The organism is uncultured Halopseudomonas sp. (genome assembly GCF_963977355.1).
In the GTDB taxonomy this organism is placed as follows: Bacteria; Pseudomonadota; Gammaproteobacteria; order Pseudomonadales; family Pseudomonadaceae; genus Halopseudomonas.
Map to the genome: position 1 here is coordinate 39,739 of NZ_CAXBOV010000014.1, position 23,742 is coordinate 63,480.

27 protein-coding genes are annotated in these 23,742 nt (G+C 57.2%); 9 read left to right on the forward strand and 18 right to left on the reverse strand.

Going from position 1 to position 23,742, the window contains the following annotated elements:
• Nucleotides 1-72 precede the first annotated feature (72 nt).
• The 4 genes from livH to AAC076_RS09395 are packed head-to-tail and all read left to right on the forward strand — an operon-like array spanning nucleotide 73 to nucleotide 3,739.
• A complete protein-coding gene (gene livH, locus AAC076_RS09380) occupies nucleotides 73-999 on the forward strand; it encodes a high-affinity branched-chain amino acid ABC transporter permease LivH (protein ID WP_339844816.1) in 927 nt (308 codons plus the stop codon).
• Nucleotides 996-2,255 carry a high-affinity branched-chain amino acid ABC transporter permease LivM gene (locus AAC076_RS09385; RefSeq protein WP_339844819.1) on the forward strand — a complete coding sequence of 420 codons (1,260 nt, stop codon included), beginning with the start codon at nucleotides 996-998 and terminating at the stop codon, nucleotides 2,253-2,255. Before livH ends, AAC076_RS09385 begins: the two co-directional genes overlap by 4 nt.
• Before the next feature lie 5 nt (nucleotides 2,256-2,260).
• Entirely contained in the window at nucleotides 2,261-3,025 is a 765-nt protein-coding gene (gene livG, locus AAC076_RS09390; protein WP_339844974.1) for a high-affinity branched-chain amino acid ABC transporter ATP-binding protein LivG, read from the forward strand.
• 12 nt (nucleotides 3,026-3,037) lie between these two features.
• Nucleotides 3,038-3,739: an ATP-binding cassette domain-containing protein gene (locus AAC076_RS09395; RefSeq protein ID WP_339844822.1), complete on the forward strand. Its 702-nt coding sequence runs from the start codon at nucleotides 3,038-3,040 to the stop codon at nucleotides 3,737-3,739.
• A gap of 24 nt (nucleotides 3,740-3,763) precedes the next feature.
• Here AAC076_RS09395 and AAC076_RS09400 read toward each other — a convergent pair whose 3' ends face one another.
• Nucleotides 3,764-4,414, reverse strand: coding sequence for a hypothetical protein (locus AAC076_RS09400; RefSeq protein ID WP_339844824.1), 651 nt, complete (start codon nucleotides 4,412-4,414; stop codon nucleotides 3,764-3,766).
• A 147-nt stretch (nucleotides 4,415-4,561) separates the two neighbouring features.
• Here AAC076_RS09400 and AAC076_RS09405 point away from each other — a divergent pair, with 147 nt between their 5' ends.
• Nucleotides 4,562-5,122 (forward strand): OmpA family protein, encoded by a 561-nt coding sequence (locus tag AAC076_RS09405; RefSeq protein WP_339844826.1) that lies wholly within the window; start codon nucleotides 4,562-4,564, stop codon nucleotides 5,120-5,122.
• 86 nt (nucleotides 5,123-5,208) lie between these two features.
• Here AAC076_RS09405 and AAC076_RS09410 read toward each other — a convergent pair whose 3' ends face one another.
• The 15 genes from AAC076_RS09410 to AAC076_RS09480 form a co-directional block, all read right to left on the reverse strand.
• Entirely contained in the window at nucleotides 5,209-5,727 is a 519-nt protein-coding gene (locus tag AAC076_RS09410; protein WP_150278399.1) for an Hcp family type VI secretion system effector, read from the reverse strand.
• 282 nt (nucleotides 5,728-6,009) lie between these two features.
• Nucleotides 6,010-6,357 carry a Na+/H+ antiporter subunit G gene (locus AAC076_RS09415; RefSeq protein ID WP_339844829.1) on the reverse strand — a complete coding sequence of 116 codons (348 nt, stop codon included), beginning with the start codon at nucleotides 6,355-6,357 and terminating at the stop codon, nucleotides 6,010-6,012.
• Nucleotides 6,358-6,366: 9 nt separating this feature from the next.
• On the reverse strand, nucleotides 6,367-6,636 hold the full coding sequence (locus AAC076_RS09420) for a K+/H+ antiporter subunit F (protein ID WP_339844830.1): 270 nt from the start codon (nucleotides 6,634-6,636) through the stop codon (nucleotides 6,367-6,369).
• Entirely contained in the window at nucleotides 6,621-7,127 is a 507-nt protein-coding gene (locus AAC076_RS09425; RefSeq protein ID WP_339844833.1) for a Na+/H+ antiporter subunit E, read from the reverse strand. The genes AAC076_RS09420 and AAC076_RS09425 overlap by 16 nt, the downstream gene beginning before the upstream one ends.
• Nucleotides 7,124-8,647 carry a monovalent cation/H+ antiporter subunit D gene (locus AAC076_RS09430; protein ID WP_339844836.1) on the reverse strand — a complete coding sequence of 508 codons (1,524 nt, stop codon included), beginning with the start codon at nucleotides 8,645-8,647 and terminating at the stop codon, nucleotides 7,124-7,126. Before AAC076_RS09430 ends, AAC076_RS09425 begins: the two co-directional genes overlap by 4 nt.
• Complete coding sequence (locus AAC076_RS09435; protein ID WP_339844838.1) at nucleotides 8,647-8,973, reverse strand: Na+/H+ antiporter subunit C; 327 nt, start codon at nucleotides 8,971-8,973, stop codon at nucleotides 8,647-8,649. The genes AAC076_RS09430 and AAC076_RS09435 overlap by 1 nt, the downstream gene beginning before the upstream one ends.
• Entirely contained in the window at nucleotides 8,973-11,765 is a 2,793-nt protein-coding gene (locus tag AAC076_RS09440) for a monovalent cation/H+ antiporter subunit A (protein ID WP_339844840.1), read from the reverse strand. The genes AAC076_RS09435 and AAC076_RS09440 overlap by 1 nt, the downstream gene beginning before the upstream one ends.
• Nucleotides 11,766-11,872: 107 nt before the next feature.
• Entirely contained in the window at nucleotides 11,873-12,238 is a 366-nt protein-coding gene (gene mnhG, locus AAC076_RS09445) for a monovalent cation/H(+) antiporter subunit G (protein WP_339844843.1), read from the reverse strand.
• On the reverse strand, nucleotides 12,235-12,573 hold the full coding sequence (locus AAC076_RS09450; RefSeq protein ID WP_339844844.1) for a monovalent cation/H+ antiporter complex subunit F: 339 nt from the start codon (nucleotides 12,571-12,573) through the stop codon (nucleotides 12,235-12,237). The genes mnhG and AAC076_RS09450 overlap by 4 nt, the downstream gene beginning before the upstream one ends.
• A complete protein-coding gene (locus tag AAC076_RS09455) occupies nucleotides 12,570-13,058 on the reverse strand; it encodes a Na+/H+ antiporter subunit E (protein ID WP_339844846.1) in 489 nt (162 codons plus the stop codon). Before AAC076_RS09455 ends, AAC076_RS09450 begins: the two co-directional genes overlap by 4 nt.
• Nucleotides 13,055-14,545, reverse strand: a complete 1,491-nt coding sequence (locus tag AAC076_RS09460) for a proton-conducting transporter membrane subunit (protein WP_339844848.1) — start codon at nucleotides 14,543-14,545, stop codon at nucleotides 13,055-13,057. Before AAC076_RS09460 ends, AAC076_RS09455 begins: the two co-directional genes overlap by 4 nt.
• Nucleotides 14,542-14,955, reverse strand: a complete 414-nt coding sequence (locus AAC076_RS09465; protein WP_339844850.1) for an NADH-quinone oxidoreductase subunit K — start codon at nucleotides 14,953-14,955, stop codon at nucleotides 14,542-14,544. Before AAC076_RS09465 ends, AAC076_RS09460 begins: the two co-directional genes overlap by 4 nt.
• A complete protein-coding gene (mbhE, locus tag AAC076_RS09470) occupies nucleotides 14,955-17,678 on the reverse strand; it encodes a hydrogen gas-evolving membrane-bound hydrogenase subunit E (protein WP_339844852.1) in 2,724 nt (907 codons plus the stop codon). Before mbhE ends, AAC076_RS09465 begins: the two co-directional genes overlap by 1 nt.
• A gap of 282 nt (nucleotides 17,679-17,960) precedes the next feature.
• Nucleotides 17,961-18,422, reverse strand: coding sequence for a hypothetical protein (locus AAC076_RS09475; protein ID WP_339844856.1), 462 nt, complete (start codon nucleotides 18,420-18,422; stop codon nucleotides 17,961-17,963).
• Between the two features lie 147 nt (nucleotides 18,423-18,569).
• The gene (locus tag AAC076_RS09480; RefSeq protein WP_339844858.1) at nucleotides 18,570-18,776 is read right to left on the reverse strand and encodes a hypothetical protein; all 207 of its coding nucleotides are present in this window, start codon (nucleotides 18,774-18,776) and stop codon (nucleotides 18,570-18,572) included.
• Here AAC076_RS09480 and AAC076_RS09485 point away from each other — a divergent pair.
• Nucleotides 18,775-19,053, forward strand: coding sequence for a hypothetical protein (locus AAC076_RS09485; protein WP_339844861.1), 279 nt, complete (start codon nucleotides 18,775-18,777; stop codon nucleotides 19,051-19,053). The genes AAC076_RS09480 and AAC076_RS09485 overlap by 2 nt on opposite strands.
• Here the strand turns inward: AAC076_RS09485 and AAC076_RS09490 are convergent.
• On the reverse strand, nucleotides 19,036-20,241 hold the full coding sequence (locus AAC076_RS09490) for a 1-acyl-sn-glycerol-3-phosphate acyltransferase (protein ID WP_339844864.1): 1,206 nt from the start codon (nucleotides 20,239-20,241) through the stop codon (nucleotides 19,036-19,038). The two genes, AAC076_RS09485 and AAC076_RS09490, sit on opposite strands and share 18 nt — an antisense overlap.
• 113 nt (nucleotides 20,242-20,354) lie before the next feature.
• Here AAC076_RS09490 and AAC076_RS09495 point away from each other — a divergent pair, with 113 nt between their 5' ends.
• From AAC076_RS09495 to AAC076_RS09505, 3 genes are read left to right on the forward strand one after another with little or no spacing between them, the layout of a single operon-like run.
• The gene (locus AAC076_RS09495) at nucleotides 20,355-20,549 is read left to right on the forward strand and encodes a CPXCG motif-containing cysteine-rich protein (protein ID WP_339844866.1); all 195 of its coding nucleotides are present in this window, start codon (nucleotides 20,355-20,357) and stop codon (nucleotides 20,547-20,549) included.
• 2 nt (nucleotides 20,550-20,551) lie between these two features.
• Nucleotides 20,552-20,791 (forward strand): DUF2007 domain-containing protein, encoded by a 240-nt coding sequence (locus AAC076_RS09500; protein WP_339844868.1) that lies wholly within the window; start codon nucleotides 20,552-20,554, stop codon nucleotides 20,789-20,791.
• Nucleotides 20,788-21,438: an SOS response-associated peptidase gene (locus AAC076_RS09505; RefSeq protein WP_339844872.1), complete on the forward strand. Its 651-nt coding sequence runs from the start codon at nucleotides 20,788-20,790 to the stop codon at nucleotides 21,436-21,438. The genes AAC076_RS09500 and AAC076_RS09505 overlap by 4 nt, the downstream gene beginning before the upstream one ends.
• Before the next feature lie 10 nt (nucleotides 21,439-21,448).
• Here AAC076_RS09505 and AAC076_RS09510 read toward each other — a convergent pair whose 3' ends face one another.
• A complete protein-coding gene (locus AAC076_RS09510) occupies nucleotides 21,449-23,584 on the reverse strand; it encodes a methyl-accepting chemotaxis protein (protein ID WP_339844874.1) in 2,136 nt (711 codons plus the stop codon).
• Nucleotides 23,585-23,742 lie beyond the last annotated feature (158 nt).

Sequence of the window (23,742 nt, forward strand, 5' to 3'; positions counted from 1 at the left end):
GGGGCCCGTTTTTTTTGATGCCCGTCTGTCCCGACCAGCATTGATCCTCCTGCTATTCCAGGTGTCGTGACCATGCCCGAGTCACTCTATTATTTCCTGCAACAGATACTGAACGGCCTAACGGTCGGCAGTACCTACGCGCTGATCGCAATCGGTTATACGATGGTGTACGGCATCATCGGTATGATCAACTTCGCCCACGGCGAGGTATACATGATCGGCAGCTACATTGCGTTCATCACTATTGCCGCACTTGCGCTGTTCGGCATCGAATACTTGCCGCTGATGATTATCGGCGCGTTCATTGTCAGCATGATCGTCACCAGTGCTTATGGGTACAGCATCGAGCGTGTCGCTTACCGCCCGTTGCGCGGTGGTAACCGACTGATCCCCCTGATCTCCGCAATCGGTATGTCGATCTTTCTGCAAAACCTGGTGCGCCTGGCACAAGGCTCGCGGGACATCGCCATGCCCAGCATGATCACCGGCGGCATCACCATTGGACCGGAAGATGGCTTCGCAGCCACCCTCTCCTACATGCAGATGATCATTTTTGCGGTAACGCTGATCACCATGACTGGCCTGACATTCTTCATCACACGTTCGCGGATGGGGCGTGCCTGCCGCGCCTGCGCCGAAGACCTCAAGATGACCAACCTGCTGGGCATCAACACCAACGGCATCATTGCCCTGACGTTTGTTATCGGCGCAGCCCTTGCAGCAGTTGCAGGCGTTCTGTTGGGCATGTATTACGGTGTGATCAACCCCTATATCGGCTTCATGGCCGGACTTAAGGCGTTCACCGCCGCGGTATTGGGCGGCATCGGCAGCATCCCTGGCGCGGTACTGGGTGGCTTGCTCCTCGGGATTACCGAGGCAATTACCGCAGGCTACTTCAGTAGCGAATACAAGGACGTAGTGGCCTTCAGCCTGTTGATTCTTATTCTGCTCTTCCGCCCTAGCGGCATTCTCGGTCGCCCGGAGGTGGAGAAGGTATGAGGTCACTCAATTTCAAGGCTGCGACTATCTCAGCGGTAGTAGTGGTGGTTCTGACCGCGCTGCTCATGGGTGTCCGTCTGGAGCAAAGCGGGGCTGGCCTGACTGTGACCGGTGCCGACGAGGACGTCATCTGGAAGATTGTCGCCGCCGCCACCTTCCTGTTTTTCTTCAACCTGTTCCGCGAACAGATCAACGGGATATGGCGTTCGATCCCCAGCGTACCCAAAACACCACCCAAGCTTGCCGACCTACGCGAAAAGCCTGCCTTACAACGTCTGTTCTGGTGCTTTGTGATCGCTGCAGCGGTGATCTTTCCATTCATGTCCGACCGCGGCGGCGTTGATCTGGCGACTCTGGTGCTGATCTATATCATGCTTGGCCTGGGTTTGAATATCGTCGTTGGCCTGGCAGGCCTGCTGGACCTGGGTTATGTGGGTTTCTATGCGGTCGGCGCCTATACCTATGCACTGCTGGCGATGTATTTCGGGCTCGGTTTCTGGACCGGCCTGTTTGTAGCTGGCGCCATGGCGGCATTGTTTGGTTTTCTGCTGGGCTTTCCGGTTCTGCGCTTGCGGGGGGATTACCTGGCAATCGTCACCCTGGGTTTTGGCGAGATTATCCGCATCCTGCTCAACAACATGACCTGGCTGACCAATGGCCCCAACGGTATCGGCAGCATTCCCAAGCCAACCCTGTTCGGCCTGGAGTTCAGCCGTCGCGCCAGCGAGGGCATGCAGACATTCCACGAGTTTTTCGGTTTTGAGTACGACTCCAGCCATCGGGTGATTTTTCTCTACCTGTTAGCGTTGGCATTGGTACTGGTGACGTTATATGTGATCAATCGCCTGCTGCGCATGCCGATCGGCCGCGCTTGGGAAGCCCTGCGCGAAGACGAAATCGCCTGCCGCTCGCTGGGCATCAACCCTACCGCCATCAAGCTTAACGCCTTCACCATCGGCGCTACCTTTGCCGGTTTTGCCGGCTGTTTCTTCGCCGCGCGGCAAGGCTTTATCAGCCCCGAATCATTCACGTTCATCGAGTCGGCGATCATTCTGGCAATTGTGGTGCTCGGCGGCATGGGCTCGCAGGTAGGAGTCATTCTTGCAGCGATCATCATGACCATCCTGCCGGAGCTGGCCCGCGAATTTAATGAATACCGCATGCTGCTGTTCGGCTTGATGATGGTACTGATGATGATCTGGCGCCCACAGGGATTGCTACCCATGAAACGGCCGCATATGGAGCTCAAAACATGAATACGATGACTCCACTGCTCGATGTATCAGGCTTGAAAATGCGCTTTGGCGGGCTATTGGCGGTTGATGGTGTGGGCCTGCAGGTCCACGAAAAACAGATCGTGTCGATGATCGGCCCCAACGGTGCCGGCAAGACCACGGTCTTCAACTGTCTGACCGGATTTTACAAGCCCAGTGACGGCAAGATTGTCTTTCGCGGCGAAGAGATCCAAGGGCTGCCTGGCTTCAAGGTCGCGCGCAAGGGCATGATCAGGACCTTCCAGCATGTGCGCCTGTTCAAGGAAATGACCGTCGTCGAAAACCTGATGGTGGCGCAGCATCAGAACATGAATACCAGCATGCTCGCAGGGCTGTTCAAGACGCCCGGCTACAGGCGCAGCGAAAAGGAAGCGCTGGAGCGCGCTGCCTACTGGCTCGAACGGGTAAAACTTCACGAGTTTGCCAATCGTACAGCAAGCACTCTGGCCTACGGCCAGCAGCGCCGCCTGGAAATTGCCCGCTGCATGGTTACCCAGCCGAGCCTGCTGATGCTCGATGAGCCCGCTGCGGGCCTGAACCCCCGTGAAACAGAAGATCTCAAGGAGCTGATCGCCGAGTTGCGCGACAACCACGACCTTACCGTATTGTTGATCGAGCACGACATGAAGCTGGTGATGGATATATCCGACCACATTGTGGTGATCAATCAGGGCTGCCCACTGGCCCAGGGCACACCGGAAGAGATCCGGCTGAATCCTGACGTCATCAAGGCCTATCTTGGCGAAACCTGAGGGTTAATCTGCATGCTGTATATGAAGAATGTATCAACCCACTACGGCAAGATTCAGGCATTGCATGACGTCAGCCTGGAAGTGGAGCGTGGCGAGATTGTTACCCTGATCGGCGCCAATGGTGCTGGCAAGACTACCTTGCTGATGACCCTGTGCGGCGACCCGGCGGCCACTACTGGCAGTATTCGCTATGATGGCGAGGAGCTGACGGGACTGACCACAGCCGAGATCATGCGCAAGGACATCGCCATTGTGCCCGAGGGCCGCCGAGTCTTTTCCCGGCTGACCGTGGAAGAGAACCTGAGCATGGGTGGTTTCTTCACCCATCGGGACGAGTTTCAGGAGCAAATGGATACGACCCTGACGCTGTTTCCGCGGCTCAAGGAGCGCTTCCAGCAGAGGGCGGGCACCATGTCCGGCGGCGAACAGCAAATGCTCGCCATCGGCAGGGCGCTGATGAGCAAACCTAAATTGTTGCTGCTCGACGAACCCTCCCTGGGATTGGCTCCCATCATTATCCAGCAGATATTCGAAATCATCGAACAACTGCGCACCCAGGGCGTTACCATTTTTCTGGTCGAGCAGAACGCCAACCAGGCATTGAAGCTGGCCGATCGTGGATATGTAATGGAGCACGGACACATCGTGACGCAGGACACCGGCGAAGCGCTGCTCAGCGATCCGCAAGTGCGCAGCGCCTATCTTGGTGGCTGACCTGGCAGCCAAATGGCGAGGAGCCTAGGAGGATGGCGAGCCAGTCAGATATCCAGGATAAGCGCAGCCGGCGAAGCTCTCACCGGACGTCAGCAGCCGTGCAGTGTATTGATAGAAATAGCCATTGAGCCGTGAAAAACAGGGCTGCGGGTAAACCCACAGCTCGACCGGCTCTCCTTCAAGGGTACGAAACCCTCGACGCCCATCGGGCAATTGCTCGGTAATGACTGGCTGCCACTCCTCCCCGAGAGTCGTCACCTGCAACCCGGAAGGTGCAATCCGCACCAGCCAGTCCGGTCGCTCCCCCGTCGTCACCCACTGACTCTGTGCTGCAACCGAGTCAGTGCATCCATTTCCCTTCGCACCCATGCGCAGCACGGTATCAGGACGAATACTGTTATCGTCGAGGAGTTGGCCACGTAACTCGACAAAAAGCACGTTCTGGGCAGGCTCAGCCACGCGCTCAAAAAGCGCTCTCAATTCCTCATTTACCCGCAGCGGATGGACAGCGCCGGAGCAGGTTTCGAGCTGCGCACCCTCATCAGTCAGGTACATCTGTCCGCTGGTACGCAGGGACCCTTCACCGCCGGACTGTGGCAGCCAGGCACAGCCTGAAAGGGCAAATAGCGCGAGTGCGGCACTTACTCCGTGCATTGAAAAACGGGAAACGGGCATCAACGGTCCTCGAAATCAATAATAAACAGAAATACTTAGAGGTAACTGGTCACAAAAAGATCAACTGGTGCTAGCCTAGCAGGAGTATCGCCACTACCCTAGCAGCGCCAGTAACCGATAACACTTGAGCACGACTTCCAGGGCACTATGAAAAAACTTATTGCTGTTTCCGCCGTAATCTTCTCCATGGCATTGAGCGCCTGCTCTACTCCTCCACCCGCCCCCGTGGTTGTAGCGCCGCCGCCGCCCTGGGCAGAACCCAGAATAGCCAACCTGACAGCCGTAGCTGAGGCGCAGGGCTTTGAAGTACAGCGTGAAGGGGAGCAGATCAAGTTGATCATTCCCGTCGATGGTACCTTTCATCCCAAGCGCACGCTTCTGCTGCCCTCGGGCCTGGGACCGCTGGGTAAGGTTGCTAAAGCACTCAAGGATGACATGGGTAGTCAGTTTGCGGTAATCGGGCACAGTAGCAGCGATGGTGACCGGGAGCTCAATCGGCGCCTGAGCATGGAGCGCGCACAAGCTGTAGCGAGCATCCTGATGCTCGGTGGTGTCAGCCGTCACCGTATGAGCCTCTACACCATGGGCGAGGACAAGCCCATCGCTGATAATTCCACTAAAACCGGGCGCCACCTCAACCGTCGGGTAGAAATTCGTCTGACGCCCTACCCTGCCCGCAGTATTGCACTGTCCAGCGCCAAGCCCTGAGCAAAGCGCGGCCACTTACCGTGGACCGAAAAAACCACCTTTGGCCATGCCTAAAGGTGGTTTTTTTATGCCTGTGATTCAGGCGTTTAGGCGGAGATCGGGGTGCGCCAGTCGTCGGAGCCCGAGGTACCGGATACTTCGTGGGTCCAGATGATCTTGCGGTAGGTGAAGTAGACATCTTCCAGATGGGTAAAATGTGACAGGTTAGGATCCTGACAATTGGGCATATGAGACTGCACATCGACGATAATCGCGTCTTGCAGCTCGATCGTGTAGTAATGCTCCTGGGTGCCGGTTGCCGAGGTGCGGTACCACTCCAGACGGCAACTGCTCAAACGCTCACCTGAGGTAAGAGCATTGAAAATCAGGGGCGAAGACTTATCGAATACCTTGGTAATCATCAGCGGTTTGTGCACGCGCTGCCCAGTAGGCTGACCGGACTGTGGATCGCGCGGAATAATAACCTGGTGATCGAATGCCTGAACCAGAATCTGGTCCTCATGACCTTCCTGAAAGATGTTGCCGACTGAATCCTCGGTAAAGGTACCTGCAGTGATCAGGCCCTGCTTGGTACCTTCGAGGGACATATAGGCGGGTGTTGGCATGTGAGCTCTCCTTGCGGGTTATGGACATATCACGTCCTGGAGCCTAGATACCTACAAGACCTGTGCCGCATCTATATTTCTTTTTATAATCAGTAATATAGATCAAAAAAGATCTGTCTTAAAAATACGATGTGAGCCAGTTCACAGGATATTGCGCAATACCTTGCTCACCTGCGTGCAGGAAGTTGCCAGAACGACTAAAGCCCTCCGACAGACTTACTCACAGCCCCATACATACACATTATGTGAACGAGATTGCGCAAGAAACTGCCCACGCTCCGCCTACTCCCAGGGCTTACCCCGTGTCCGCTCGACTTTGGCCACCCGATTATGCATCGCGGCCTTGGCCAGCATGTGCGCGCTGACTGGCGCCGTAATGAACAGAAAAAGAGTAATCAACAGCTCATGGAGACTGATCCCGTCACGCGCGGCACTGAAATACACCAGCGAACCGATCACCAGGGCGCCTACACCCAGCGTTGAGGCCTTGGTCGGTCCATGCAGACGCATGTAGAAATCCGGCAGCTTCCAGAGCCCGATAGAGCCAATCAAGGCAAATACACTTCCCAGCAATATAAGCGCGGCCACAACCCAATCAACTGCACTGGCACTCTGTATGGCATCTAGCATCTCAGGCCCCTATTCAATGATGTCACCGCGCAGCAGATGCTTGGCAATCGCAACAGTTCCGACAAAACCCATGACAGCTATCAACAGGGCTGCCTCAAAAAACAGATCTGACCTCAGGTAAAGGCCGAGCAGTACGATCAACGCAATGGCGTTTATATACAGGGTGTCCAGGGCCAGTATGCGGTCGGGTAGATCCGGACCCTTGAACAGCCGCAGCATGTTGAGCACCATCGCAACGGACATGATGCCCATGCATAAAAGAATTACTGTTGAGAGCATTCGAATACCTCCATCAGAGGCCGCTCATATCGCTGCTTGATCGTCTCGATCAGGGCATCTTCGTCGCTGACAGTCAGCGCGTGAATCAGCAGCATTCGGCGGTCGTCGCTGATATCGGCCGAGACAGTGCCCGGCGTCAGGGAAATCGTACTGGCCAGGAGACTGATGGCAAAATCATCGGTCAGCTCGAGCGGATACTCGACAAAACCTGGCTGCAGGCTGGCATTGGCACCAACCACCAGCTTGGCGACCTCCAGATTTGCAATCGCGATATCACCCAACACCCGCACTGCAAAACGCAGCAACACCAGCGGCTGGTGCAGTTTAGGTGGGTTGGGCCAGAAAACATCTGTCAGCTGCGGTATACCCCAGGCAAGAACGATCCCCAATACCCAGGTGCCCGCAGAAAGGCTGTTCATTATCAACAACCAGACTATGAGCAGTACCAGGCTCAACCAGGGGTGAGGAAAAAATCCACTGCGCGCCATCATGGTTGGCCTCCCGAAGCGACTGGTACAACGGACATGACCTGCTCAATATAGGCTGCGGGTGCAAGTAATTGCGCCGCAGTGGCATCCAGGTAGGCCAGTATCGGATTGGCAAACAACACCAGCCCGGGACTACCGGCCAGCAGAAGCAGGGCTGCAGCAAGTCGAAACCGGTCCAGCGGTTCGGCAACCGCCGGGGCTGCGTCGTAACGCCAGAACAGGGTGGTACCGGCTCTGCTCATGGCTATCAGAACCACCAGACTGCCCACCAGTAGCGCGGGATAAAGTAGCGCCGCTTGCATACCTGTGCCTGCAGCGACCAGAAGCATCGCCTTGCCGAGGAAACCTGACAGCGGCGGCATGCCGATCACCGATATTGCTGCGATAAAGAACAGGGCACTCACCAGCTTGGTATGACCCATCTGCGGCCCGGGTATCAGGCGGGATCCAAATCGAGGGCCTCGCAAACGACTGATAATACCTGCCAGAAGAAACAGAGCCGCGCTCACCCAAGTGGAGTGAATCAGGTAGTAGAGACTCGCGGTCAATGCCTCCTGGGTTCCCATGGCAATACCTGCCAGCAGAGTGCCAACGGAGACCACGATCAGGTACGAAATCAGACCGTTGAGGCTGGCTGCTGCCAGCGCACCGATTGCGCCCAGGGCAATGGTGACCAGGGCAACCGGCCATATCCAGGCGCTTGCCAGGTTAGCCAGCTCCCCTGCTTCGGCACCAAAGATCAACGTGTATACGCGCAATATCGAGTACAGCCCGACCTTGGTCATGATCGCGAACAGTGCTGCCACTGGTGCAGTGGCTGCCGCATAGGCCTTGGGCAGCCAGAAGTACAAGGGGAAGACCGCCGACTTCAGGCCAAATACAATCAGCAGCAGCATGCCGGCGGCACCGGCCACGGGCGCATCGGCCGGACCCAACGTAGCGACCCTCTGCGCCATGTCAGCCATGTTGAGTGTGCCGGTAATGCCATACAGCGTTCCCGCGGCAATCAGAAACAGAGCCGACCCGAACAGGTTCAGCACCACATAATGCAGGCCAGCCCGCACGCGTGCGGACCCGGCCCCGTGCAGCAGCAAGGCGTATGAGGCGATCAGCAGAATCTCGAAGAACACGAAGAGGTTGAACAGGTCGCCGGTAAGGAACGCACCCGTGATACCCATCAGCTGAAACTGGAAGATCGCATGGAAATTGCGCCCCACAGCGTCGTCACCGCGCGAGGCATAGATGATGACCCCAGTGGCCAGCACCGCTGAAATTACAAGCATCAGGGCAGCGAGCCGATCAACCACCAGCACTATGCCAAATGGCGGTTGCCAGTTACCCAGTGCATAAACCGTCGTCGCGGTATCGGCCTGACTCATGAGAATCAGAGCAAGTGGTATCTGTACCAGGGTGGCCAGCAGTGAAAAGGTACGTTTGAGCGTCATGCTGCTGCGCGCCATAAGCAACAACAGTGCGCCAGCAAACATGGGTATGAGAACGGGCAGAACCGGCAAGTGATTCATCAACGGTCTCCCTTGCCATCGACGTGATCACTCTCGAGCTCGCCCTGGGCCCGCAACGCCAGCACCAGCACGTAGGCGGTCATTGCAAAGCCGATAACAATCGCCGTCAGCACCAATGCCTGGGGCAATGGATCAGCGTATTCCTGGGATTGCCCGAGAATGGCTGGCATACCAGTGGATAGACGGCCCATGGCAAAGAGAAACAGGTTAACCGCGTAACTGAGCAGGGTCAGGCCGAGCACTACCGGAAAAGTCCGGGCCCGCAACATCAGATACACGCCGCAACTGGTCAGCACGCCCAGCGTAATGGCATAGAGAAGTTCCATCAGCTTGCCTCCCCAGCATTACGGCCAACCGTCAGTTTGCCCAGATTGGTCAGAATCAATAACGTTGCACCTACCACAGTAAGGTAAACCCCCAGATCAAAGAGCAGAGCGGTGGCGAGTTCCACTTTACCTACCAACGGTATGCCGACGTATTCGAAGGTGCTGGTCAGGAACGGGAAGCCAAACAGCAGGCTGCCCAGACCGGTAAGCCCGGCGATGATGACCCCCATCCCGGCCAGATGATGGTAATCGATGCGCCAGCGCTCAGCAGTCCACTGCACGCCGCTGGCAAAGTACTGCAGAATCAGCGCCACTGCCGTAATCAAGCCGGCAATAAATCCACCGCCAGGCAGATTGTGCCCGCGCAGGAAGATGTACACCGAAACCATCAGAGCCAGAGGGAGGATCACCCTGGACAGATTCACCAGCATCAGTGGATGGGCATCCCTGGCCCAGGGGCGCCCATTGGCATCGGTTTCCGGAGTAAGCAGCCGCAGACCGTCGATCAGGGCATAAATAGCAATACCGGCAATCGCCAGTACCGTGACCTCACCGAGGGTGTCGTACCCGCGGAAGTCGACCAGAATGACGTTGACTACGTTAGTCCCGCCGCCACCGGTCTTGCTGTTGGCCAGAAAGAAACCCGCGATGCTTTCGTATGGACGTGTCAGCACTGCAACCGCCAGGCCCGACACCAGAAGGCCTGCGAAGCCCGCCACCACAATATCGCGAATCCGACGAGCGCTGGACGACTCCACAGGCGTGCGGCGAGGCAGGAAAAACAGGGATAGCATCAACAGGACGATGGTCACTACTTCAACCGACAATTGAGTCAACGCCAGGTCAGGCGCGGAGAAACGCGCAAAGGCCAGCGCAACAAACAGCCCGACCACGCTGAGCATCACCAGGGCAATCAGCCTGTGGCGATGCCAGAATACAGTCGCCAGGGCACCCGCCATCAACATTAACGCGCCCACCAGCGTTACCCCGTCGACCGGGGTCATGGAGACGTCACCGCGCAGCACCGGCAGTTGCAGCAGCCAGAAGCCGCTGGTGACCAAGGCTGCGATAAGCATCCAGGCCAGGTAGCGTTGCAGGGAGGCGTTTTCCAGCAACAGAGTAAACTGTCCTGCCCCGCGGACCAGCGCCTGAACCGCGCGCTCGAACATCAGTTTGGCTTCCAGCTCGGGCAGCCCCTCATACCAGCGATACAGGCCGCTGCGACCTGCATACACCAGCACACCGCCCACCAGCGCGACAACGCTCATTGCCAGCGGCAGGTTGAGTCCGTGCCAGATCGACAGACTGTAGTAGGGCAAGTCGCCTCCCACTGTCGCACTCGCCGCCACGGCCAGCAAACCAGCCACGGTGAACGCGGGGGCCAACCCCACCAGCAGGCAAAGCGCCACCAATACCTCTACCGGCACCTTCATGTAACGCGGCGGCTCATGGGGTGGATATTTTGGCAGGTTGAATGGCTTACCGTTGAAAAACACGTCATGGATGAAGCGCAGGGAATAGGCTACCGAAAACACGCCTGCTAGCGTAGCAACCAGCGGTATCACCCAACTGAAGTTACCGAACTGGGTCAGTTGCAGCGTTTCGGTAAAGAACATTTCCTTGCTCAGGAAGCCGTTGAGCAAAGGGACGCCAGCCATTGCCGACGCTGCCACCATAGCCAGCGTGGCGGTATGCGGCATAAAGCGCCAGAGCCCGTTTATTCGGCGCATATCCCGAGTACCTGTTTCATGGTCGATGATGCCGGCGGCCATGAACAGGGAAGCCTTGAAGGTAGCATGGTTGATGATATGGAAAACGCCGGCAACTGCCGCCAGCTTGCTGTCCAGGCCAAACAGCAGGGTGATCAAGCCCAGGTGACTGATCGTTGAATAGGCCAACAAGCCCTTGAGATCGTGCTTGAACAGCGCAGTACAGGCGCCAAGCAGTAGCGTGATCATCCCGGTAATACTGACCAGGTAAAACCAGAGGTCGGTATCAGAAAGCGCTGGATACATACGTGCGAGCAGGAAGACGCCCGCCTTGACCATGGTCGCAGAGTGAAGGTAAGCGGATACCGGAGTAGGTGCTGCCATCGCGTGGGGCAGCCAGAAATGGAAGGGAAATTGCGCAGATTTGGTAAATACCCCAAGCAACACCAGTACCAGAACGACCGGATACAGGCTGTGAGCTCGAATCAGATCGCCCGAGGCCAATACCGCGGATAGCTCATAGCTGCCAACGATGTGCCCCAACAGCAGAACACCGGCAAGTAGCGCCAGACCACCGCCGCCGGTGACCGCCAGTGCCATACGGGCGCCCTTGCGGGCATCGGTGGAATGCGACCAATAACCGATCAGCAGGAAAGACGACAGACTGGTCATCTCCCAGAAGAACATCATCAGCAGCAGGTTTTCCGACAAAACCACCCCGAGCATGGCGGCCATGAAGAGGAGCAGATAGGCGAAGAATCGACCCATGGGATCATTTTTAGACAGGTAGTAGCGGGCGTAGAGAATAACCAGCAGACCGATGCCCTGAATCAACAGCGCAAACAGAAAGCCCAGGCCGTCGAGCCGGAAGCTGAGATTCAGCCCGATCTGCTCCAACCAGGGCCAGCTCTGCACGAGCACTTCACCGGCAAAAACACCGTCAGACAGGCGCCACAGCAGAAAGAGACCCACCGCCGGCGGCAACATGGTTGCCAGTGCACAGAGAGAACGGCCGTAACGAACTGTCAAAAGAGGTAAAAGGCATCCCAAAAGGGGAAGCAACACAATCAGCGCCAGGGTCATGCGGGACTTACTCCATCAATGGCCTTTCAGGCTTCTATAAGCGACTCATTATCCACACACAGCCTTGCACTGTCATGAATTCGACCAATCGAATGGATACGGACTTTCTATTCCGATTTTTCCCTGACCTTCATTCCCCTTTTTGTCCTGGCCTGTTCAAGAGCATCGCCGAGTGCGCCGACTCGAGGTTTGACCCCCGCCATGTGCCCCGCGCGGGAAATGGCATGGGCGGCCAGAGGCGCTGAAATCAGTAATACGGCGATCGCCAGCAGTATTTCCAACCAGGCGGCGCCCGCGGTAGCCATGAGCACACCGAGCAGCACCAGAATGGCCCCCAGCGCCCCCGCCTTGCTGGCTGCATGCATCCGCGTGTAAGCGTCAGGCAGACGCAAGACCCCTAGCGCGCCAAGCAGACTGAAAGCCGCACCGAGCAGAACAAATATTGAGCCCGCAACGGCGAGGGCTTGGTTCATGGCTCTCTCTCCTGTTCCATTACGTCAGGCTCGATTCTGGCCTGGGAGTGATCAGTACTGTGGGTTCCCTGGAACAGCAGCGCAAAGGCAACGCTACCCAGAAAACTGACCATCGCCAACACTATGGCGACATCCAGCAATACCTCCTGCTCGCTCATCAATGCCAGTACCGCCACCCCGGCTACGCCGATCATGGTCAGTGCGTCGACGGCGACTGCCCGGTCCGGGCGGCTCGGCCCCATCAACAGACGCCACATTATCAGCAGGGTGCTCAACAGCAGCATGCTACCTGCCAGGGGCAAAACCCAAGCGGCTCCGGCCAGCGTCACGTTCACAGATCACCTCCTAAAGGTTGTACCCAGTGCATCAAACGGCTCTCTATCTGTCTAACTGCGGCTATGACCGAATCAGCCGAGCGGGTATCCAGTACATGCACGAAGAGGTCTCCACTGGAGGCGCGATAGTCGAGCGCGAGCGTACCCGGAGTCAGCGTGAGCAAACAGCCCAGCAGGGTTATAAGACGTTTATCCCGGGTGTGCACCGGCACGCACACCACCGCCGACTCGACCTGGCAGCGCGGATTGAGAACAATCTTCGCCACGCCCAGGGAGGCGCTAAATACCTGCCAGATAAACCAGGGAACGAAAACCACTCCGGCCTCCAGCCGCAGTGCGTAAAGGCGGCTGCGCGAGTGCACAAGTCCACCGACCCTGAATATCGGATACAGTGCAGCGAAAGCCACCAACCAATACAGCGGACTCAGAGACGCCAGCAATGCGGCCAGAACGGTAGCCAGCACCAGGTGGATGTAGAGCATCATTCGCGCCTCCCATCCAGCAACTGCAGATAGGCTGGCGCTTCAATCAGCTGGGTCGAAGCCGACATGGCGTACTCCATGACCGGTCCGGCGCCCAGACCAATGGCCACGGTAATCAATCCCAGAACGCCTACCGTAATCCAGGCACCTGCCGGACCTTCCCCCGCAGCACCCAGCAGCGCTGGCTGCGGATGCGCCTTGAGAAAACTCTCGTTCCAGATCTTGCTCATCGACAGCAGGGTGAATACACCGGTAAAAAGCGCGAAAAACGCAGCCACCCAGATGCCAGCGTCCAGACTTGCCTTGACCAGCACAAACTTGGCCCAGAACCCCGAGAGAGGGGGTATCCCCGCCAGGGACAGTGCCGGAATGGCAAACAGAACGGCGAGCAGGGGTGTGCGCGCATAGAGTCCACCCATTGCAGCCAGACGCTCGGAACCGGTGACCCGCGCCGCTATGCCGCCAACAAAGAACAGGTTGGCTTTGACCACAATATGGTGGATGAGATAGAAGACCGCACCTGCCAGCGCCAGAGGCGTGGCCAGGGCCAGACCAAGAATCATGTAGCCCACCTGGCTGACGATATGGAAGGACAGGATACGCCGCACCTCAGTCTGGGCAGCCGCACCCAGTACGCCAATGATCATGGTCGCGCAGGCCACCCACAACAGAACCGAATGCACAATGCCGGGTTCCGGCCAGAGCAGGGTCACGAGCCGGATCAACGCGTACACCCCAACCTTGGTCAACAAACCGGCAAAGAGCGCCGAAACCGGTGTCCAGGCCACGTGATAACTGGCTGGCAACCAGCCGAACAGCGGGAAGAGTGCCGCCTTGATCGAGAAAGATACGAGCATCAGAATCACGCCCAGCCAGGCACCGTCGCTGGCTTGCTCGGCGCGGAACAACACCGCCAGCTCGCCCATGTTCAGTGTGCCTGTGGCCCCATAGACCAGACCAGCCGCGAGGAGAAACAGCAGTGTGGCCAGCATATTGAGGACCAGGTAGGTCATCGCTCCGGACAACCGCCGCTCGCCACCGCCCAGGGCGATCAGCGCGAACGAGCCGATCAACAGGACTTCAAACCATACATAGAGATTGAATACATCCGCGGTGATGAATGCGCCGCAAATACCCGCAAGCAACCCTTGGACGAACAGGTGTGTATCGCGCAGAAAATCCGCCGGCATCGGTTGTCTCAGGCAGTAGATCAGCGTGGCCAGCCCGATCACACCGGTGATAGCGACCATGACCGCAGACAGGCGATCAATCACCAGACTGATGCCATAGGGCGCCTCCCAGCCACCCATCTGGGCACTCAACACTGTATCGCCGGCGGCAATCACGACCAGGTACAGGCCGGTCAGCAGTAGCAGCACAGCACCGATGAGACTGATCGCAGTCACCCAGGCGTGATGACGCTTGACCAGCAGCGCCAGCAGCAGCGTTGTTAGCGGAATAAGAATCGGCAGCACGATGAGGGTATTCATTCCCTGCCCTCCCGATCCTTGCCGTGACCATTACCATGCCCCTGCTCATCGTCCTTGTCAGGAGCGGGCTGCTCGGTTACCTGACTGACACCATCGGTTTCCTTGTCTCCGTGCAGCTCGTGGGTACGCTTTAGCACCGACAGGGCAAACACGAATAACGCAAAACCAATGACAATGGCGGTCAATACCAGTGCCTGGGGCAGCGGATTGGCAGGGTCAAGCGAGCGAGCGCCAGCGAAGGTAAAAGCTGCTTCACTGCCCGAGAAACGACCCGAGGTAAGCACACCCAGATTGATCGCATTACCCAATACCGCGATGCCCAGCACGACGCGCATCAGATGCCTGTCCAGCATCATCCAGACCCCCAGTGCCGCCATGATGCCGGCGGTGATGGCACCAATCCATTCCATCAGGCGGTCCTCCCGATCAGGTTACGTACCATATGGATGACCGAACCGAATACGGTCAGAAAAACACCCACGTCAAACAACAGCGGCGTGCCCAGCTTGACCCCGAATGGTTCGATCCAGAAACCGGTCATAAAGGCGACCTGCGCTCCCAGACCGAACAGACCAGCACCCACCGCACAGGCCAGCCCCAATCCGATAATGGTTGGCGGGTCTATACGCGACAACCCACGTTGAATGCCGCGCCCAAAGGTAACTATCAGTAGGGTAAAGCCTGTCGCAGCCACCAGCCCGCCGATAAAACCGCCACCAGGCAGATTGTGGCCACGCCAGAGAATAGCCAGCGAGACCACCAGCAAAATGGTTGCCAGAGGACGCATGCCCTGGCGAAGCATGAGAGAACCAAACTCGGTTAGACCCCGCGGCTTGTCCTCGGGCAACTGTCCCGCACCCAGCAAGGTAGAAGCCGCCAGTGCGGCGATCGCCACTACCAGTATTTCTCCCAGGGTGTCCACTGCACGGAAGTCCACCAGGATCACATTGACCACATTACTGCCGTAACCAGCCGGCAGACTGTTAGCCAGAAACCAGTCTGCCAGGTCGCCGGGCAACGGCTGGCTGACGGCCGTCATGATCAGCAGAGCAACGGCAAGACCGAAGAGCGCGGCTACCCCTGCGTGCCAGATGTTCATCCCGAGGGTGTTATCCCCACTAGGGGGCACAACCGGCATGCGCCGCAGTACCATGGCCAGAAATACCACGGTCAGGGTTTCAACCATCAATTGCGTGAGGGCCACATCTGGCGCATTGATAGATACGAAAAACAGCGCCAGACCCAATCCGCTCGCCCCCAGGGAAGCCACCAACGCAAGACGCCCCCCCATGAAAGCTGCGCCCGCTGCGCCGCCGAGGGCTAACAGACAGCCGACCAGCCCCGGGATCGATACGGCTGATAACTCTGGCCCATCAAACGGCTGAGCCCTCATCAACAATAGACCTGCGAGCACACTGATGCTCACGATCAGCGTCATTAGTGCCATGTGCAGACGCAGTGAGCCATGCTGAAAAAGACCGGCCACCGCGCCGGCAAACTGGAACAGGCGCTTCAGTGACCTGTCCCAGAGCAGGTCGCCACTGAATTCCCAGACACTGCCCAGACTCTTGGCCAGCGCGCGAACGCTGTCAGCCCGGAAATAGAACAGGGTGCCCAGCCCCAGGGTCAACACGCTGGCCAGTACCGCCGGCGTTATCCCCCCCCACAGATACAGGTTCACATCGACTTCCCCGCTGGCTGCCGCCTGAACAGCAGTGTTGACCAGCCAGGTTTCAGGCCACTGGTTCCACGCCCCCAGACCGAAACCACCGATTGCCAACAGCAGAGGGCCGCTCCACATGACCGGGCTGACTTCGTGTGGCTGTCCTTCCCAATGTGCGCGTTGGCCGAAGAATGTCTTGAAGAAAATCAGGCCGGCGGCAGCGACCAGCAAGGCATTGGTGAGAATCATCACCAGAGTTACAGTCCAGCCGACCGTGCCCATTTCAATCAATCCTGCGTACTTGAACTCCTTGGCGATAAAGCCAAAGAACGGAGGCAAACCGGCGTTGGAGAAGGCGGCCAGCCCGACCGCTATACCGGTCAACGGCATCAATGCGAACAGTCCACCCAGCCGTCGAATATCGCGCGTACCCGTGGAGTGATCAATGGCGCCAACTGCCATGAACAGCGCGCCTTTGTAGAAAGAGTGCGCTACCAGGTACAGCACGAATGCCTGCAGACCGTAACTGGTATTGGTACCGATCAGCATGGTCAGTTGACCCAATACAGCCACCGTGGTGAAAGCCAACATGCGCTTGAGGTCGTACTGTCGAATCGCCAGAACCGCGCCCAGTAATGCTGTCAAAGCGCCAAGGGTGATCAGCACCGTGCTCCAACCCAGACCACCACCCAGCGTGGGATTGAGCCGGGCCAACAGATAGATACCAGCCTTGACCATGGTTGCCGAATGCAGATAGGCCGACACAGGTGTTGGCGCATTCATCGCGTTGGGCAGCCACAGGTGAAACGGGAACTGTGCCGACTTGGTAAAACAACCTATCAGCACCAGGGCAACGATCGCGGGGAACAGGGCACTGTCCTGTACCAGATCAGCCTGCAATTCAGAAAATTGCCATGTCCCTGCAGCAGTGCCCAAAAGCACGAGACCAGCCAGCAGGGCCAATCCACCGCCACCGGTTATCAACAAAGCCTGCAATGCAGCGCGGCGGGATTCGGATTTTTCGTGGTTGAAGCTGATCAAAAGATAACTGGCAATGCTGGTCAGTTCCCAGAATACGAACATCACGATCAGATTATCCGCCAGCACCAGGCCGAGCATGGCCATCATGAAGGTCAGCAGGTAGGCATAGAATCGACCAAGTTGCGGGTGGCCTTGCAGGTAGGCGCCAGAGTACATCACGATCAGCGTACCGATACCCGTGATCAGCAGTGCAAACAACAGGGCCAGGCCATCGAGTCTTAAAGCCATTTCCACATCAAGTAGTGGCACCCAGGCAAGGCTTTCGTAGATCACACCACCGCCCGCCACGATGGATATCTGGAAAGCAAACCAGGCGAAGCTGGCAGCCGGCACCAACGCCAGAAGCAAACCCGAGAAGCGTCCCGCAAAACGGAACAACATGGGCGCGCAGAGACCGTTAATGAAAATAGCTAGTAGGCTGGCCAACATATCAAACCGGCCCTGGTAGATGGTGTGACGACATCAAGCGCGCTCCCGCAAATTCTGGAAAGCTCAATTTACACTTTAAGGAATTAGGGGAATATCTTGACTAACGACTACAACTGTCAGCACGACCAGTTTTTACGAGGCGTATAAATAAGCAGGAGAGTAATCGGATTTGTAGCATTTTGAATCAAAATGCCCGGGGAAATGGCCACGACAATGCATTAAAAAGGCGTCAGGCCGTTGAATCCAACGCACCCAACACCATGAATAACAACCGCGCTCGGTTTATTTGACCACCCTTGTCTGCCCATTGAGGGTCTGTATCCTGACCCGATCGCCTGGTCGAAAAGTAACCTCGGGAGAGGCTTCCTGCACATAGGCGCGCAAACTGCCGTCTTCTTCCTGAACGGTAATCTCGACACCCTGGGCTCGGGTGATGCCCTCTTCTGCAGCAGCACCAGCCATTCCGCCCGCTACTGCACCGATCACTGTGGCAATCGCCGCGCCACGACCGCCACCCACCCCACTACCGGCCACCCCGCCAATAGCTGCGCCGGCAGCCGGCCCGATAATAGTCTTGCTGCCTTCAATCTGAACCGGGCGCACTGCTTCTACAACACCGGTGCGCACAACCTGTGGCTTGCGAGCGTCGTCGCGACTGTAGGTTTCACCTGTCAGTGACGAGGCGCAGCCTGACAGAACGAGCAGGCTACCGAGCAAACAGATCAACACACATTGCTTTTTCATGGGGAACTCCAATTGATAAGGCCTGAACGTTGGACGACGAAAATCCGCCGATGTTGCGAACTGATGAAATTAATCCATGCCTGGAGCGTAATCCTCCGTCAAGATTACCCCGATTAGGGACGTTAGTATGCCTGTAGAAATGTATCTTCAGCTCGCACACACAATAATTTGCTGCAACAACCTGTCGAAAAAACCAAAGGTGCGCGCTATAATTTCGTCCGTTTTAGAGCGGGCCGCCAACAGTGTGGCAAGGTCGCTCACTTTAATTGAATCTGGGTTTCGTCGTAGCCAGGCCAATACAAGAACAATTCCGGGCAGGTTGCCGAACATCATATTGTCCGGAGGTTTTTGCATGCCCCTGTTTCAGGCAGCCTGGTCGTATTACCTGAGCAACCCGTCGCTGGTCATCAATGGTCTGGCGCTTTTTTACGCACTGTCCGGTAGCTGGCTGGTGTTTGCAGCGCAGTGGCGCTTTGCGCGCGGAAGTGTAAGGCTGGCCGCAGGCTTCGCCAGCAGTCTGGACAATGACGAAATGCCCCTCGACCACCGGGTTAATCGCCTTTTCTACCGAGTTGGCCTTGGTTGCCTGACGCTCGCGCTGATATTGAGCCTGTTAAGCACCCGCATCTGATGCAGCGCTCGGCGCGCTTGTCGCCGTCGCTGGCGCCGCCATGCACGCACTGACAACCGGGTTGGCGTACTGCAACAACCACCAGTGTTGCTCGGAGGCAGAGCACCCAGCCAGACGCCTCTCGAACTGCGCCTTCTCGCTCATCAGTCGCTCGGGCTCAAAGTCTGCGCGCCAGTTGTCGATGAAAGCCTCCATATCCGGCAGCGAAAATACTTCGGGCAGATTTTCTACCGCCATGAAATTGCTCGGCCGAAGTTTGTAATTCTGTAATATTTGCCTGTCTACCTCACGGGCAACGGCTTTTGCATCGGGATAGTCGCCTGTCAGGGGCTCACCAAACGCCACATGCACATGTCCCTTGTAGCCGGTCAATCCCTTGGCGATTGAACGGTCATCCTCCCCCGACTCTTTCGTATAGGTACCTGTGCGATCACGCTGCTCCAACTCGCGCGCCTTCATCTGATCACAGGGGTCCCATTCATAGGCTATGGATACGGGAACTATATTCAGACTGCGAACGACCTGTGCGAAGTCCTCTCCCTTGCGGCTCATGCAGAGCATCTTGATAATCGCGGTATCGGTTTCGTCTACTCCATCCTTGGCGCGGCCCTCGGCCTGGGCGATCCAGATGGAGTTCCCGGTTGCAATGGACTGATTGATATACGCCGACAAGGTCTGATAAACGGTGAGCTTTTCCCGTCGGCCAGTTACTGAACGATGCACAATAAAGCTCTTGTTCAATCGCATCAGATCACTGACAAAAGGCCTCTGCAGCAGATTGTCACCAATGGCAATACGCGGTGTGGGATGACCCGCATGGTAAAGCGCATAGTTGACGAACGCCGGATCCATAACGATGTCACGGTGGTTGGCAAGGAACAGATGAGGACGGTTCTTGGCCAGACCATCCAGCCCGCTGTAGCTGACATCCGCGACACTGCGTTCAATAAGACGATCCAGGTATGGCTCCATGCGATGCTGCAGCTCGTCCACGCTATCTACTCGACGAGTCTGCCGGCGCAAGCCGGCTCCTACCGCTCCTTTGGCCAGGCGCGGAAACCACCGATTCAGCCGTGGAAAGTGATGGCTTGCCAGGATACCCAGAAGCTCATCGTCACGGGTCAGTCGCTGCAGCACTGCAGGGACTTCTTCATCGGTGTAGGGTCTTATAGCGTCGAACTCGAGCATGTCATCCTCGTTTGAACGTGTTTCAGCCGCGCATTATGCGGTTCGACGGCCGGTTTCGCCAGATTGACGATAGGACTACACTGCCGGTAAACCGAAAACAGGAGCAAAATCACATGCAGGCGATCGAAGAAGCTCAATTGAACTGTCCGCACTGTGATGAGCCCATTTCACTGCTGCTGGATCTGTCCGGTGGTACTCAGGCCTATGTTGAAGATTGTCAGGTCTGTTGTCAGCCGATCCATGTCAGTCTCTGGATTGACCATGGTAATGATGAGTACCACGTAGACTTGCGCAGGGAACAGGACTGATCATGTTATGTGCCTACCGACCGCAGGATATGTCTGAAGCCCATCTGTTGCGCCAAATGCTTAACGACCATCAGGTCACCTGTCACCTCAGTGGTGAGTACCTTCAGGGTGGTATCGGCGAACTACCCGCAATGGACCTGCTTGGCCTCTGGGTAACAGCCCAGGATCTCGGGCTCGCAAGGGAGTTGATACATGCCTGGCAACAGGCCACTCCGATCATGCCTGAAATGGACGACATATGAGTGGTCGACTGGCGCAATTTACCGCGCCCTTGAAAGAGATACCGGAGGATTGGAAACCACAGTGGAATCTGGCGCCAGGTCAGCGACTTCTGATCCTGCGCAAAACTGCTGGCAAGCTGGAAGGTGCCAGGGTGCTATGGAACCTCACACCCAGTTGGCTGCGTCAACTCGACCGCGCCGCCTTCAGCGCTCAGGCTGAATTTCTTCACGAAAAACCCATGTTCGGAGAGGCTCTTGCGCAGCGGCGCTGCATCATTCCGGTCGATGGTTTCTTTGTCTGGCATGCCCAGGGCAAGCGCAAGCAACCCTGGTACCTGAGGCGTCATCAGGGTGGACTGGCAATAGCCGGATTGTGGGAGCGCTACAGCCTGGACGATGGTAGTTTCTGGGACAGTTGCGCGCTGGTAACGGCACCTGCCAAGGGGCTTCCTGCTCGTCTGTCAACACGGATGCCAGTGACTTTCAATCAGGCCGAGCAGGCCATCTGGCTGGCCTCCGCGACAGCGGTCAGCGCCCTGCAGCCTTTGCTGCTGAACGCTGCCTCCCAGGTAACCATGATGCACCCGGTCAACCCCTCAATGAGCAGCCCGACAACACTGGGCGCCCAGTGCTGCGCGCCCAGCGGCAAGGCCATCACTCTGGACTGATTCTGGCGAATCAGACCTTGAACTGGTTGATCAATCTGCGCTGCTGCTCAGCCAGGCGCGTCAGGCCTGCACTGGCTTCGGATGCTTCCTGCGCACCACCAGCAACGGATTTGGCTACCTGATCGATGGTCGCCACATTGCGATTGACATCCTCGGCTACCGAACTTTGCTCCTCGGCAGCGCTGGCAATCTGGGTGTTCATCTCGGTAATGATCGATACGGCCTGGGTTATGGATGTCAGTGCAGCGTCGGCTTCTTCTGCCTGGAGCACACTTTCCTCGGTCCGACTGCGGCTTTGCTCCATGACCTTGACGGTATCGCGAGTACCCTTCTGCAATTGTTCGATCATCGTCTGGATTTCTTCAGTCGAACTCTGCGTCTTCTGCGCCAGGTTGCGGACCTCGTCGGCAACCACAGCGAAACCTCGCCCCTGCTCGCCCGCCCGCGCCGCCTCGATGGCCGCATTCAACGCCAGGAGATTGGTCTGCTCTGCGATACCGCGGATGGTCGCCAGAATACCGGTGATGTTATCGCTGTCGCGGGCCAGTGACTGCACACTGGCTACCGCTTTCTTGATGTCCTCCGCCAGGCCCTGCGTAGCGGCCGCACTGGCCTTGACAACATCACGGCCGTGACTCGCCGAGCCATCGGCGTTTCTGGCCGCTTCTGCAGCCTGGGAGGCGTTACGGGCAACGTCCTGGGCAGTGGCCGTCATCTGCGTAACAGCAGTCGCTACCTGATCGATCTCGCTAAGCTGACGCTGAATGCCGTCATTGGTACGCATGGCGATATCTGCGGTGTGCTCGGAAGCGTCGGTGACCTGGGCAACAGATCCGACTACTTCGCGGATCATCGCCTGCAACTTGTCGAGAAATCTGTTGAAGCCTACGGCTATGGAGCCCAGCTCATCCCCCCTGTCTACCGTCAAACGCTTGGTCAAATCGCCCTCCCCCTGGGCAATATCATCAAGCATCGCTACCAGACGGCGCGCTGGGCGAGACAGGCTGAGGCCCAGCAAAACCATTACCAGCAAGCCGGCCAGCGCGACAATAACGCCAATGGCAATCAGGGTTGCAGTATCACTAGCCTGGCGGGATTTCATCTCACCGGTCAACGTAGCCACGTCGCCCATGACAGCATCCAGTGGCAGCGTGATAAGCAGAGTCCAGCGGCTACCCGTCTCACCAATGGGAACCGGCATCACCAGCTCGATATGACCACCCGCTTCATCCACATCGTATATGAGCTCGTCACCCAGGGCTCCGATATTGGCGATCTCATTATCGTCAAGGATCTTGCTTGCGGGATCACCAGGGCGAGCATCATCACCGGTGTATGCAACCAGCCGACCATTACTGCTGATCAGCGCCTGCTCTCCAAGTCCGTTGAAGAGCTCCGCATTGTTTTCCAGCAGGGTCTGCTGAATGAAATCAAGGGACAGATCAACGCCCACGATTCCACGGAATTCGCCATCGGAAATGATCGGTACCGTGAATGAGGACAGCATGACCTGCTTGCCGCCCAAATCGTAGGGCGCAGGATCAATCACGCAGGGTTTGAGGGTGTCGCGCGGGCACAGATAATATTCCCCCGCGCGCACGCCGGTAGCCGTTATGGTCTCACTCTCAAGATCAGAAAGTGCGTCCAGTTCGGGCTCTCCACCTTCGCCTCTGAACCACCAGGGCATGAATCGGCCGGTGCCGTCATACCCGTCGGTTTCAACACCCTCGAAATACTGGTCCAGATCATCGAACGCATTGGGTTCCCAGCCGACATAAACGCCCAATAGCTCAGGGTTTTGCACGAGGGTATTTCGCAACACCCGAACCATTTCCTCCCGGCTCATCATCAGCGTGGATAAGCCGTCAGGCTCAATCTCACCAAGCAAACGGTTAAGCTGCGAGAGTTGATCAGCGACCATGAAAGGGTCACTCAGGCGACGACGTATACGCTGACTTTCAGCAGAAGCGACGGCTGTTAGCTGACCCTGGACCTGGCGCTCGATCAGCTCACGGCTGCTATCCTGTACAAACTGCTGACTACGGTCCGCCGAGTTGACGCTGTAAAGCGTTACCAGGCCAACGGCAGCGAACAGGCACGCCCCTGCTAGTACTACAATAGCGGACTGAATGGATTTGAATTTCATGCGTTACCCCGGCTGGACGTGTTCCCTATGAACTTATCGGCTGGCGCACGCAGATCTTCAGCACCATTTTGAATTGATAGGCATTTTAATCAATCGGCTGATAGCTAACTGACGCACAATGCCAACCATACAAACGGATCAAGCTGTTTGATCCGTGG